At 68.0% G+C, this 11,933-nt stretch carries 11 protein-coding genes; 4 read left to right on the top strand and 7 right to left on the bottom strand.

The window, feature by feature from the left end:
• The first annotated feature begins 43 nt into the window (after positions 1–43).
• The 4 genes from SNOV_RS05480 to rsmA all read left to right on the top strand — a co-directional run bounded on the left by SNOV_RS05480 (position 44) and on the right by rsmA (position 5,349).
• The gene (locus SNOV_RS05480; protein ID WP_081441022.1) at positions 44–2,353 is read left to right on the top strand and encodes an LPS-assembly protein LptD; all 2,310 of its coding nucleotides are present in this window, start codon (positions 44–46) and stop codon (positions 2,351–2,353) included.
• A 102-nt stretch (positions 2,354–2,455) separates the two neighbouring features.
• Positions 2,456–3,436, top strand: a complete 981-nt coding sequence (locus SNOV_RS05475; protein ID WP_013165918.1) for a SurA N-terminal domain-containing protein — start codon at positions 2,456–2,458, stop codon at positions 3,434–3,436.
• A 7-nt stretch (positions 3,437–3,443) separates the two neighbouring features.
• The gene (gene pdxA, locus SNOV_RS05470; RefSeq protein WP_013165917.1) at positions 3,444–4,490 is read left to right on the top strand and encodes a 4-hydroxythreonine-4-phosphate dehydrogenase PdxA; all 1,047 of its coding nucleotides are present in this window, start codon (positions 3,444–3,446) and stop codon (positions 4,488–4,490) included.
• Positions 4,491–4,497: 7 nt separating this feature from the next.
• Positions 4,498–5,349, top strand: coding sequence for a 16S rRNA (adenine(1518)-N(6)/adenine(1519)-N(6))-dimethyltransferase RsmA (rsmA, locus tag SNOV_RS05465; RefSeq protein WP_013165916.1), 852 nt, complete (start codon positions 4,498–4,500; stop codon positions 5,347–5,349).
• Here rsmA and gmk read toward each other — a convergent pair.
• The 7 genes from gmk to fabD form a co-directional block, all read right to left on the bottom strand.
• Positions 5,346–6,008: a guanylate kinase gene (gene gmk, locus SNOV_RS05460; RefSeq protein WP_013165915.1), complete on the bottom strand. Its 663-nt coding sequence runs from the start codon at positions 6,006–6,008 to the stop codon at positions 5,346–5,348. The genes rsmA and gmk overlap by 4 nt on opposite strands.
• 10 nt (positions 6,009–6,018) lie before the next feature.
• Entirely contained in the window at positions 6,019–6,906 is an 888-nt protein-coding gene (locus tag SNOV_RS05455; RefSeq protein WP_013165914.1) for a YicC/YloC family endoribonuclease, read from the bottom strand.
• 118 nt (positions 6,907–7,024) lie between these two features.
• Entirely contained in the window at positions 7,025–8,164 is a 1,140-nt protein-coding gene (mltG, locus tag SNOV_RS05450) for an endolytic transglycosylase MltG (RefSeq protein ID WP_013165913.1), read from the bottom strand.
• 238 nt (positions 8,165–8,402) lie between these two features.
• Positions 8,403–9,665, bottom strand: coding sequence for a beta-ketoacyl-ACP synthase II (gene fabF / locus SNOV_RS05445; protein ID WP_013165912.1), 1,263 nt, complete (start codon positions 9,663–9,665; stop codon positions 8,403–8,405).
• Between the two features lie 70 nt (positions 9,666–9,735).
• Positions 9,736–9,972 (bottom strand): acyl carrier protein, encoded by a 237-nt coding sequence (locus tag SNOV_RS05440; RefSeq protein ID WP_013165911.1) that lies wholly within the window; start codon positions 9,970–9,972, stop codon positions 9,736–9,738.
• A 228-nt stretch (positions 9,973–10,200) separates the two neighbouring features.
• On the bottom strand, positions 10,201–10,938 hold the full coding sequence (gene fabG / locus SNOV_RS05435; protein ID WP_013165910.1) for a 3-oxoacyl-[acyl-carrier-protein] reductase: 738 nt from the start codon (positions 10,936–10,938) through the stop codon (positions 10,201–10,203).
• A 31-nt stretch (positions 10,939–10,969) separates the two neighbouring features.
• Positions 10,970–11,920: an ACP S-malonyltransferase gene (gene fabD, locus SNOV_RS05430; RefSeq protein ID WP_013165909.1), complete on the bottom strand. Its 951-nt coding sequence runs from the start codon at positions 11,918–11,920 to the stop codon at positions 10,970–10,972.
• Between the last annotated feature and the right edge of the window lie 13 nt (positions 11,921–11,933).

Raw genomic sequence — 11,933 nt, 5'->3', positions numbered from 1 at the left:
GGCGCAGCCGGCGCATGCTCAGAACGCCGGCGGTGCGCCCGCCATGGCGAACGAGCTGCTGGGGAACCGCCAGAACGATCCCAATGCCAAGATGCTCGTGACCGCCGATGAGCTGGTCTACGACAACACGCGCAACGAGGTCATCGCCGAGGGCAACGTCCAGATCTATTACGACGGTGCCGTGCTCGAGGCGCGCCGGGTCGTCTATGACCGCGCCAACAACCGTCTGCGTGCCGAGGGCGGCGTCCGCCTGAAGGACAAGGACGGCACGATCATCACCGCGGACAATCTCGACCTGTCGCAGCAGTTCACCGACGGCTTCGTCAATTCGCTGCGCATCGACACGCCCGACAACATGCATTTCGTCGCCGCGCGCGCCGACCGCTCCGGTGGCGACACTACGGTGCTGACCAGCGGCGCCTACACGCCGTGCGAACCCTGTAAGGAGAACCCGCAGAAGCCGCCGCTGTGGCAGGTGCGGGCCGCCAAGATCATCCACAAAGAAAAAGAACAGATGATCTACTTCCATGACGCCCGGCTGGAGTTCCTGGGCGTGCCGATCGCCTGGACGCCCTATCTCGAGGCGCCCGACCCGACGGTGAAGCGCAAGTCCGGCTTCCTGATCCCGCAGTTCATCAACAGCTCGGAGATCGGCTACGGGATGACCATCCCGTATTTCTGGAACATCGCGCCCAACATGGACGTGACGTTCTCGCCGCTCATCGTCTCCAAGCAGGGCGTGATGCTCGACGGCGAATTCCGCCACCGGTTGGAGACCGGCGCCTACAGCATCCGCGCCGCCGGCATCGAGCAGCAGGACAGGGACGAATTTGCCGGTCAGCCGGGCGATCGCGACCAGCGCGGCATGGTCGAGACCCACGGCCGCTTCAACATCAACCAGAACTGGTACTGGGGGTGGGACGGCTGGCTGATGTCGGACGAGACTTTCCTGGAGGACTACAACCTCATCAGCGAAAGCGTCCGCGAGGTGACCTCGCAGCTCTACCTCGTCGGCCAGGGCGACCGCAGCTACTTCGACGCCCGGGCGATGTATTTCACCGGCCTGACCTCCTATGACGTTCAGGATCAGCAGCCGGTCGTCCATCCGGTCATCGACTACAGCAAGACGCTCGGCCAGTCGGTGTTCGGCGGCCAGTTCAGCTATGACTTCAACCTGACCAGCCTGAGCCGCCAGGAGATCGACCTGCGCGCGACCTCGGCGCTGTACGCCCCGCTCTTCCCGACGCTCTATGACGGTCCCACCAACCAGTGCGACCTCAGCCGCATCCCGCCGGATGTGAGCGTACGCGAGGCCTGCCTCATGCGCGGCATGGCCGGCAGCTACACCCGCGCGACCGGCGTGGTCGACTGGCGCCGCACCTTCATCGACGCGGCCGGCCAGACCTGGACGCCGTTCTTCAACATGCAGCTCGACCTCGCCTCGGTGCAGACCGAAGCGGAAGACTTTCCGTGGCTGCCCAGCGGGGACGACTCGCTCGTGCGCGCCATGCCGGCCGTCGGCCTGGAATACCGTTACCCGTTCATCTCGACGCAGAGCTGGGGTACCCAGACCATCGAGCCGATCGCCCAGGTCATCATCCGTCCGGACGAGACCGACATCGGCCAGTTCCCGAACGAGGACGCGCAGAGCCTGATCTTCGACGACACCAACCTGTTCGAGATCAGCAAATATTCCGGCTATGACCGCGTCGAGGGCGGCGGGCGCGCCAATGTCGGCGTGCAGTATACCGCCAACTTCAACAATGGCGGCCAGGTCAACGCCCTGTTCGGCCAGTCCTACCAACTGTTCGGCCTGAACTCCTATTCGGAGCTCGACATGGCCAACACCGGTGCGGAATCGGGCCTCGAGGACGACACCTCCGACTACGTCGCCCGCCTCTACTACCAGCCGACCAAGAACTTCTCGGTGATCAACCGCTTCCGGTTCGACCACGACGACTGGTCGGTGCAGCGCTACGAGGTCGAAGGCCGCGCGGTGATCGACAAGCTGTCGGTCTCGGCCCTGTACGGCCTTTACACTGCGCAGCCGCTGCTCGGCTATTACGAGGAGCGCGAAGGCATCCTCGGCACCGGCTCGCTCAAGCTGAACGAGAACTGGAGCATCCGGGCTGCCGCCCGCTACAACCTCAACCTCGACGAGATCGACTACACGCTGTTCGGCATCTCCTATATCGACGAGTGCTTCGGCCTCGCGCTGAGCTATCGCTCGGACTATACGGAGAGCGGCAACCGCGAGCGGGTCGACACGGTGCTGGTCACCATCACCCTGAAGACGCTCGGCGAGGCCGGCTTCTCCTCCGACGTAGGCTCCGTCCTCGGTTCGGACGACTAGCTTCCGGCGTCGCATTGACGCCACATCCGCCGATCAGAAAGCGCGATCGGTGGAACGCCAAGGATCGCCGCCGCGCGGCGGGAAGGAAGAACGGGACGCAACATGCTCGCAGGGGCCTGGATACGGGATGGTTGGCGCGCCTGCCGTCGTCTGATCGCGGAGCGGGCGGCCCGGACCCTGGTCGCCGGCATGGTCGCCGCCTGCGCCCTTGCCGCCTTCCCCGGCGCCGCCAGCGCCCAGGGGATCCTCGTCATGGTGCAGGGTCAGCCGATCACCAGCTTCGACGTGGCGCAGCGCATCAAGCTCGCCCAGCTGACCGAACGCCTGTCGCTGAGCCAGAAGCAGGCGCTCGAGGACCTGATCGACGAGCGGCTCAAGATCATCACGGCCGAGCGCGGCGGGGTCACCGCCGACAAGGACGAGATCGAGAAGATGTTCGCGCGTATGGCGAACCGCTCCGGCCGCACGCCCGATCAGCTTACCCAGGCGCTCACCCAGTCGGGCCTTGATGCGCGCATGCTGAAGACCAAGATGCGCGCCGATTACGTCTGGAACAGCTATGTGCGCGGCCGCTACTCCTCGGCCGCCACCGTGCGTGATTCCGACGTGTTCGCGGCGCTGCAGACCAAGGGCGAGGATCTCACCAAGGCCCAGCGCACAACCGAATACACCATTCGCCAGGTCGTCCTCGTCGTCGGCCGCACCGCCAACCCGGCGCAGCGCTCGCAGCGCATGGCCGAGGCCAACAGCCTGCGCAAGAGCTTCACCAGCTGCGACGGCGGCGTCGCCACCGTCCGCGGCATGCGCGAGGCCGTGGTACGCGATCCGGTCATCCGCACCTCCGCCGACATGAGCGAGGGCGTGCGCAAGGTGATGGACAGCACGCCGGTCGGCCAGCTTACGCCGCCCGAAGTCACCCGCGCCGGCATCGAGATGGTCGCCATCTGCGCACGGCGCGAGGTCGTCGGCGAGAGCGCGCAGAAGCGCGAGGTCCGGGCCGATCTGGAGACCAAGCAGTTCGAGGCCGTCTCCAAGCGGCTTCTGGCGGAAGCCCGCAAGGGTGCCATGATACAATACCGCTAGGACGGCCATGGCGCCCTCCCCATCTTCCGTGCTGGCGCTGTCGTCGGGCGATCCTGCCGGCATAGGGCCCGACATCGCGCTGGAAGCTTGGATGCTGCGCGCCGAGCGCAGCCTGCCGCCCTTTCTCGTCACTGGTGATCCTGAACTTCTACGTGCACGCGCGGAGCTTCTCGGTCTCGCCGTGCCGGTCGAGGAGAGCACGCCGGAGGAGGCCTCCCGCCTGTTCCTCACCGCCCTGCCGGTCGTCCCCGTCGGGCCGCGCGTCACCGCTACTCCGGGACGGCCGGACGACAGCAGCGCGCCGTCGGCCCGCGCCGCCATCGACGCGGCGGTCGGACTGGTGCAGGCGGGCCGCGCCGGCGCCATCGTCACCAACCCGATCTCCAAGGCGGTGCTCTACGCCGCCGGCTTCACCTTCCCCGGCCATACCGAGTATCTCGCCCACCTTGCCGGCAACCCGGCGCCGCGCCCGGTGATGATGATCTGGTCCGCGGACCTCGCGGTCGTGCCGGCCACCATCCATGTGCCGATCGCCGAGGTGCCGCGCCTGTTCACGCAGGAGCTGCTCATCGAGACCGGGCGCATCGTCGCCCGCGACCTGACGCGCCGCTTCGGCATCGCCAGCCCCCGCCTCGCGTTTTGCGGCCTCAATCCGCACGCCAGCGAGGACGGCACGATCGGGCAGGAGGACGAGAAGGTCACGCGCCCCGCCGTCGAGGCCTTGCGGCGCGAAGGGATCGACGCGCGGGGACCTCTGCCTGCCGACACCCTCTTCTATCCCGCCGCGCGGCGGACCTATGACGTCGCCATCGGCGCCTATCACGACCAGGTGCTGGCGCCGGTGAAGACGCTCGCCTTCGACCGCGCGGTCAATGTCACGCTCGGACTGCCTTTCGTGCGCACTTCGCCCGACCACGGCACCGCTTTCGACATCGCCGGCACCGGCCGCGCCGACCCGTCGAGCCTGATCGAGGCGCTACGGCTCGCCCGGCGGCTCGCCGAGCGCGACCGGGCGGCGGCGGACGCGGCGCTGGCGTTCGGCCCGACGGCGTGAGCGCGAGATGAGCGTCGACGATCTCCCGCCGCTGCGCGAGGTGATCCGCGAGCATGGCCTCTCGGCGCTGAAGTCGCTGGGGCAGAACTTCCTGCTCGATCTCAACCTCACCTCGAAGATCGCCCGCACCGCGGGGAAGCTGGAAGGACTGACCGTCATCGAGGTCGGCCCGGGACCGGGCGGCCTCACCCGCGCGCTGCTGGCGCTCGGAACGGACAAGGTGATCGCCATAGAGCGCGACCGCCGCTGCATCGCCGCGCTGGCAGAAGTCGCGGCACATTATCCGGGTCGGCTGGAGGTGGTGGAGGGCGACGCCCTCGCCGCCGACTATGCGGCGCTCATTCCCGCCAGCACCCGCGCGGCCATCGTCGCGAACCTGCCCTACAACATCGCGACGCCGCTGCTGGTCGGCTGGCTGACGAGCGATCCCTGGCCGCCTTGGTATGAGAGCCTGACGCTGATGTTCCAGCGCGAGGTGGCCGAGCGCATCGTCGCCGCGTCGGGCAGCGACCATTACGGCCGGCTCGCCGTGCTCACCGGCTGGCGGGCCAATGCGCGCATCGCCTTCGATGTGCCCGCCTCAGCCTTCGTGCCGCCGCCCAAGGTGACCTCCTCGGTGGTGCATATCGTCCCGCGCGAAAAACCCCTGCCCTGCGAGTTGAAGGCGCTGGAGAAGGTGACGGAAGCCGCCTTCGGCCAGCGCCGCAAGATGCTGCGCCAGAGCCTGAAGAGCCTCGGCGTGGATGCGGGCAAACTGCTTGCCGCCGCCGGCATCGAGCCGACCGAAAGGGCCGAGCGCATTCCGGTAGAGGGCTTCGTCGCCCTCGCTAATGCCTGGAAGGCGATGCGGACCGCCTAGGCGGTCATCGCCGCCAGTTCCTCGTCCAGCCGCTCGATGATAGGCGCAAGGCCGAGCTGGCGCTGGCGGCGCAGGCGCTCGGCGGAAAGAATGGCCTGCAGGTTGATGAAGGTCGTGTTCAGGTCCTCGTTGACCAGCACGTAGTCGTATTCCTCCCAGTGGGCGATCTCGGTGCGGGCATTCTTCAGCCGCTTCTCGATCACGCCGGAGGCGTCCTCCGCCCGCCGCTCCAGCCGCGTCTTCAGCTCGGTGGCCGAGGGCGGCAGGATGAACACGCCGACGATGTCGGCGCGCATCTTCTCGTAGAGCTGCAGCGTGCCTTGGTAGTCGATGTCGAACAGCACGTCCTTGCCGGCCGCCAGCGCCGTCTCCACCGGCTCGCGCGGCGTGCCGTAGAAATTGCCGTGCACTTCGGCGGATTCCAGCAGGTCGCCGGTGTCGCGCAGCTTCTCGAAGCGCTCGCGCTTGATGAAGTGGTAGTGGATGCCCTCGACCTCGCTCGGACGCCGGTCACGCGTGGTGACGGACACCGAGAGGTGCATCTCGGGGTGCTCCTTCAGGAGCAGTTGGGCCAGCGTCGACTTGCCCGCGCCCGAGGGCGAGGACAGCACCAGCATCAGCCCGCGGCGCGCGACCGAAATGGCGGGTGGGTTGGTCATGCGCGTCGCCTCACTCGATGTTCTGGACCTGCTCGCGGAATTGCTCCACGAGGCCCTTGAGCTCCAGCCCGATGGCGGTCAGCGACACGTCGTTGGCCTTGGAGCAGAGCGTGTTGGTCTCGCGGTTGAATTCCTGCGCCAGGAAGTCGAGCCGGCGCCCGACCGCCCCGCCCTCGCCCAGCATGGCGCGCGCGGCGGCGACATGGGCGACCAGCCGGTCGAGCTCCTCGCGCACATCGACTTTGGAGGCCATCAGCAGTGCCTCCTGATGCAGCCGGTCGGGATCGAAATTCACCCCCGACTCCATCAGCACGCGCAGCTGCTCGTGCAGCTTGGTGCGGATCGCGTCGGGCTGGCGGGCCGGGTTGGCCTCGGCCGCCGCGGTGAGCGCGGCGATGCCGTCGAGCCGCTCGCCCAGCACGATGCCGAGCGCAGCGCCTTCCTGCGCCCGCATGGCGGATAGGTCGGCCAAAGCCTTCTCGAAGCCTGAGACCACCGCCGCCTCGGCGGCGCGGCGCTGCTCCTCGCTCTCCTCGGCCTCGGTTATCTCCATCACCCCCTTGAGGCCGAGCAGGCTCTCCAGCCGCACCGGCGGCGCGTCGAGTTCGGCGGCAACCTTGCGCACGGAATGGGCGACGGCGCGCAGCACGTCCTCATTGATGCGCACGCTGACTTCGGGATCGGAGCGCGTCATGGACAGGTTGGCATTGACGTTGCCGCGGGCCAGCACGCGCGAGGCGATCTGCTTCAGGCCCGGCTCCAGCCCTTCCCAGCCGGCGGGGAGGCGCAGCCGGACGTCGAGGCCCTTGCCGTTGACCGACTTCAGCTCCCAGGCCCAGCCCCACGCGCCGCTGGTGCCCTGCGTGCGTGCGAAGCCTGTCATGCTGGCGAGCGCCATACTCTTACCCCTTGCCCGCCCCGGTCCACTGCGGCCCCCTGCGGCGGGCGGAACATAACGGCGCGTGCTGCACGCCTCAAGCGAGGCGTGCGATATTGCGGTGGGCGGCGGGGACGCTTCAGTCGATCTCGTGCGGCACGCCGGTATTGCCCGAAGTGCCCGCCGGCGTGCCGGCCGCGTTCTGGTCGCGCTCGATCTGGCGCCAGCGCGTGACGTTCTTGTTGTGCTGGTCCAGCGTCTCGGCAAAGACGTGGCCGCCGGTGCCGTCGGCAACAAAGTAGAGATGCTTCGTCTTGGCGGGGTTGGCGGTCGCCTCCAGCGAGGCGCGGCCGGGATTGCCGATCGGTCCGGGCGGCAGGCCGACGATGGCGTAGGTGTTGAAGGGCGTCGGGCTGGTGATGTCGGTGCGGGTGATCGGCCGGTCGAGCCGGCCCTTGCCGCGCACCAGACCGTAGATGATGGTCGGATCCGACTGCAGCTTCATCTTCTTGTTGAGTCGGTTGACGAACACCGCCGCCACCAGCGGGCGCTCCTCGGCGACGCCGGTCTCCTTCTCGACGATGGAGGCGAGGATGACGAGTTCCTCCGGCGACTTCAGCGGCACGGAGGGGTCGCGTTTCTCCCAGATCTCCTTCAGCTCGGCGTCCTGCGTGCGCGCCATGCGGCGCAGCACGTCCTCGCGCGAGGTGCCGCGGGTGATCTTGTAGGTGTCCGGCATCAGGCTGCCCTCGCGCGGCACCTGACGGATCGAACCCGAGAGCTCCGGTACGTCCATCAGCCGCTGCACGATCTGGTCGCTTGTCAGCCCCTCGGGAATGGTGACGGTGTATTCGAGCACCTTGCCCGACACGATGGTGTCGAGCACCTGCGCGATCGAGGCACCCTGCGGGAAGGCGTATTCGCCGGCCTTGAGCTTGCCGGAAGCGCGGGTGCCGACGGCGGCGCCGACGAAGACCCATTTGTCGGCGATCACGCCCTGCTTCACCAGGAGGTCGGCGATATCCATCACGCCGTACTCATTCGGCACGACCACCGCCTTGTCCGCGGCGAGCGGGCCGGGCGCGCGGTAGCGGGCATCGCCGATCCACAGCGCGCCGCCGCCGAGCACCATGGCGACGAGAAGCAGGGTGAAGAGGGCGCTGCCGGCAGCGATCACCGGATGGTGCGCGCGGCGCGACGCCCAGTGGCGGTCAGGCTGCTTCCCGGTGGGGGTGGAAGCAGGAGCGCCGGTCGGCGTCGGAGCAATCTCGTCGGTCATCGGGGCCTCGCCGGGCGTTCACAGGTGGCGCAACGCCGGGACATGTTCGGCGGAAGCCGGACGGCTTCCTCGATGAGAACATGCCCTGGCTCGTTGAACCTGGAGCGCTTTCCCGTCGCCCGGATGATTCCATCCGGACCGGAAGGCTCAGGCGCAGACTACCCCAAAAAATGGCGAAAGCGGGAAGCCCGCCGGCCGGGAAAATCACGCTTTCCCCGGCATCCGCAACCCTGTGCGGTCAGTTCGCGTAGCGCTTGAAGACCAGCGAAGCGTTGGTGCCGCCGAAGCCGAAGGAGTTCGACAGCGCGTAATTGACCTCGCGCTTGCGCGCCGTGTGCGGCACGAGATCGAGCGCCGTCTCGACCGAAGGATTGTCGAGATTGATCGTCGGCGGCGCGATCTGGTCGCGAATCGCCAGCAGCGAGAAGATCGCCTCCACCGCCCCGGCGGCGCCGAGCAGATGGCCGATGGCCGACTTGGTCGAGGACATCGAGGCGGTCGCCGTCGCGTTGCCAAGCAGGCGCGTCACCGCGCCGAGCTCGATCTCGTCGGCCATGGTCGAGGTGCCGTGGGCGTTGATGTAGTCGATCTCGGAGGCCGAGATGCCGGCCCGCTTCAGCGCCGCCTGCATGCTGCGATAGGCGCCGTCGCCGTCCTCGGAGGGGGCGGTGATGTGGAAGGCGTCGCCCGACATGCCGTAGCCGACGATCTCGCCATAGATCTTGGCGCCGCGCGCCAGCGCGTGGTCGAGCGCCTCGACGATCACGACGCCGGCGCCCTCGCCCATGACGAAGCCGTCGCGGTCCCTGTCATAGGGGCGCGAGGCCTTCTCGGGCGTGTCGTTGAAGCTGGTCGACAGCGCGCGGCAGGCGGCGAAGCCGGCCATGCCGATGCGGCTGATCGGCGATTCGGTGCCGCCAGCCACCATGACGTCGGCATCACCCAACATGACCAGCCGGGCGGCATCGCCGATGGCATGGGCACCGGTCGAGCAGGCGGTGACGACGGCATGATTCGGCCCCTTGAGGCCGTGCTCGATCGACACGTAGCCGCCCGCGAGGTTGATCAGGCGGCCGGGAATGAAGAAGGGCGAGACACGGCGCGGACCGCGCTCCTTCAGCAGGATCGAGGTGTCGGCGATGCCATTCAGGCCGCCGATGCCGGAGCCGATGAGAACGCCGGTCGAGATCTGCTCTTCATAGGTCGAGGGATGCCAGCCGGCATCGTTAAGCGCCTGGGTCGCCGCCGACATCGCATAGATGATGAAGTCGTCGACCTTGCGCTGCTCCTTCGGCTCCATCCACTCGTCGGCATTGAAGGTGCCGTCCGAGCCGTCGCCGCGAGGGACCTGGCAGGCGATCTTGGCGGGCAGGTCCTCGACCTCGAAAGTCTCGATGCGGCGCGCGCCGCTCTTGCCTTCGAGAATGCGGCTCCAGCTGGTGTCGACGCCGCAACCGAGCGGCGTCACCATGCCGAGGCCGGTAACGACGACGCGCCTCATCCGATGTCTCCGGAGAACTTCATGCTGGGATGGCGCCGCGGCGGGGAACCGCCGCAGCGCGCGAGGGCCCTCAGGCCGCGTTCTTTTCCAGGAACTTGATGGCGTCGCCGACCGTCAGGATGGTCTCGGCGGCGTCGTCCGGAATCTCGCAGTTGAACGCTTCTTCAAAAGCCATGACCAGCTCGACCGTGTCGAGGCTGTCCGCGCCGAGGTCGTCGATGAAGCTGGCATTCTCGGTAACCTTCTCGGGCTCGACGCCCAGATGCTCGGCTACAATCTTCTTCACGCGCTCGGCAATATCGCTCATCGGTTCACCCTCGTCCGTATCCGGAGGTTTGCTACGTTGTTCCATCTGGCCCCCGCGCGAACGCGGTGTAGGCGGCCTGTTTTCTGCCCCGATTACAGGAGGTGCCCGGACATTTCCGCGCCTCTTACGCGGCGTCCGCCCCTGTGAGCCGTGGCGGTCGTTAGCACACTTCAACCGGCAAAACCAGCGCCCTAAGGCAAGGTCCCGCGCGGCTTTGGTGGCCTTGAATCAGATCATCGCCATCCCGCCATTCACGTGCAGCGTCTGGCCCGTGACATAGGCGGCCTCGTTGGAGGCGAGGTAGACGGCGGCGGCGGCGATGTCCTCCGGCGTGCCCAGCTTGTTGGCCGGCACGGCGGCGAGGATCGCCTGCTTCTGCTTGTCGTTCAGAACGTCGGTCATCGGCGTGGCGATGAAGCCCGGCGCGATGCAGTTCACCGTCACGCCGCGGGCGGCGACTTCCTTGGCCAGCGCCTTGGACATGCCGATCATGCCGGCCTTGGCGGCGGCGTAGTTGCCCTGCCCGGCATTGCCGGTGACGCCCACCACCGAGGTGATGCCGATGATGCGGCCAGTACGACGGCGCATCATGGAGCGGGCGGCGGCGCGGGTCAGGCGGAAGCCGGCGGTGAGGTTCACCGCGATCACCTGGTCCCACATCTCGTCGGTCAGGCGGACGAACAGCCCGTCACGGGTGATGCCGGCATTGTTGACGAGGATGTCGAGTTCGCCGAGGGTCTCCTCGGCCTGCGGCACCAGCGCCTCGACCTGCTCGGTGTTCGACAAGTCGCAGCGCAACACATGGACGCGCTCGCCGAGTTCGCCGGCCAGCGTCTCCAGCACTTCCCGACGCGTGCCGGAGATGGCGACCGTCGCGCCCTGGGCATGCAGCGCCTTGGCGATGGCGCCGCCGATGCCACCGGTAGCGCCGGTGACGAGGGCCGTCTTGCCAGTCAGATCGAACACGGGAATCTCCTGAAATCTCTCGCCGAAGCCTTCACGCGTCCGCAGGGGCGGCGGCGAAGGCGGCGATATCATCGGGCGTGCCGACATTCGCGGCGGCGACGTGGCGGGCGATACGCTTGGTGAGGCCGGACAGTACCTTGCCGGTGCCGACCTCGACCAGGCGGGTCACGCCCTGCTCGGCCATGAAGGCAACGGATTCGCGCCAGCGCACGGTGCTGGTCACCTGCTTCACCAGCAGCGCGCGGATCTCGGCCGGATCGACGACCGGCGCGGCGGTGACGTTGGCGACGAGCAGCACCTTGGGCGCACGCACCTCGACGCCCGCGAGCGCCTCGCGCATCGCGTCGGCGGCCGAGGCGATCAGGCTGCAATGGAACGGCGCGGACACGGTGAGCAGGATGGCACGCATGGCGCCCTCGCGCTTGGCGATCTCGCAGGCCCGCTCCACGGCGGCGGCGTTGCCGGAGACCACGACCTGACCGGGCGCATTGTCATTGGCGATGTCGCAGACCTCGCCTTGGGCAGCCTCGGCGGCGACAGCGGCGACCTTGTCGAAGTCGAGGCCGAGGATCGCGGCCATGGCGCCGGTGCCGACGGGGGTGGCCGCCTGCATGGCGGTGCCGCGCAGGCGCAGCAGCCGGGCGGTATCGGCAATGGAGATGGAACCGGCGGCGGCGAGCGCCGAATATTCGCCCAGCGAATGGCCGGCTACGAAGGCGGCGTCGCGCTTCAGGTCGAGGCCGGCCTCGCTCTCCAGCACGCGCAGCGCCGCGAGCGAAGCCGCCATCAGCGCCGGCTGGGTGTTGGCGGTGAGCGTCAGCGTCTCGATCGGCCCGTCCCACATGACGGAAGACAGCTTCTCGCCCAGCGCCTCGTCGACTTCCTCGAACACGGCGCGGGCGACGGCGAACTCATCGGCGAGGGCCTTGCCCATGCCGACCGCCTGGCTGCCCTGCCCGGGGAACACGAAGGCGCTGCTCATGACGTGACGAAAC

Source organism: Ancylobacter novellus DSM 506, assembly GCF_000092925.1.
GTDB classification, from domain to species: Bacteria; Pseudomonadota; Alphaproteobacteria; order Rhizobiales; family Xanthobacteraceae; genus Ancylobacter; species Ancylobacter novellus.
Note: the sequence above shows the minus strand (reverse complement) of the source record. Positions and strands in the feature narration are given on the sequence as shown.

What these genes read in the sequence shown, in the direction of transcription:
- SNOV_RS05475 (WP_013165918.1), top strand. Translation starts at nt 2,456, where the DNA reads ATGCTCGCAGGGGCCTGGATACGGGATGGTTGGCGCGCCTGCCGTCGT.
- SNOV_RS05480 (WP_081441022.1), top strand. Translation starts at nt 44, where the DNA reads ATGGCGAACGAGCTGCTGGGGAACCGCCAGAACGATCCCAATGCCAAG.
- SNOV_RS05440 (WP_013165911.1), bottom strand. Translation starts at nt 9,972, where the DNA reads ATGAGCGATATTGCCGAGCGCGTGAAGAAGATTGTAGCCGAGCATCTG.
- gmk (WP_013165915.1), bottom strand. Translation starts at nt 6,008, where the DNA reads ATGACCAACCCACCCGCCATTTCGGTCGCGCGCCGCGGGCTGATGCTG.
- fabD (WP_013165909.1), bottom strand. Translation starts at nt 11,920, where the DNA reads ATGAGCAGCGCCTTCGTGTTCCCCGGGCAGGGCAGCCAGGCGGTCGGC.
- SNOV_RS05455 (WP_013165914.1), bottom strand. Translation starts at nt 6,906, where the DNA reads ATGGCGCTCGCCAGCATGACAGGCTTCGCACGCACGCAGGGCACCAGC.
- mltG (WP_013165913.1), bottom strand. Translation starts at nt 8,164, where the DNA reads ATGACCGACGAGATTGCTCCGACGCCGACCGGCGCTCCTGCTTCCACC.
- pdxA (WP_013165917.1), top strand. Translation starts at nt 3,444, where the DNA reads ATGGCGCCCTCCCCATCTTCCGTGCTGGCGCTGTCGTCGGGCGATCCT.
- fabF (WP_013165912.1), bottom strand. Translation starts at nt 9,665, where the DNA reads ATGAGGCGCGTCGTCGTTACCGGCCTCGGCATGGTGACGCCGCTCGGT.
- rsmA (WP_013165916.1), top strand. Translation starts at nt 4,498, where the DNA reads ATGAGCGTCGACGATCTCCCGCCGCTGCGCGAGGTGATCCGCGAGCAT.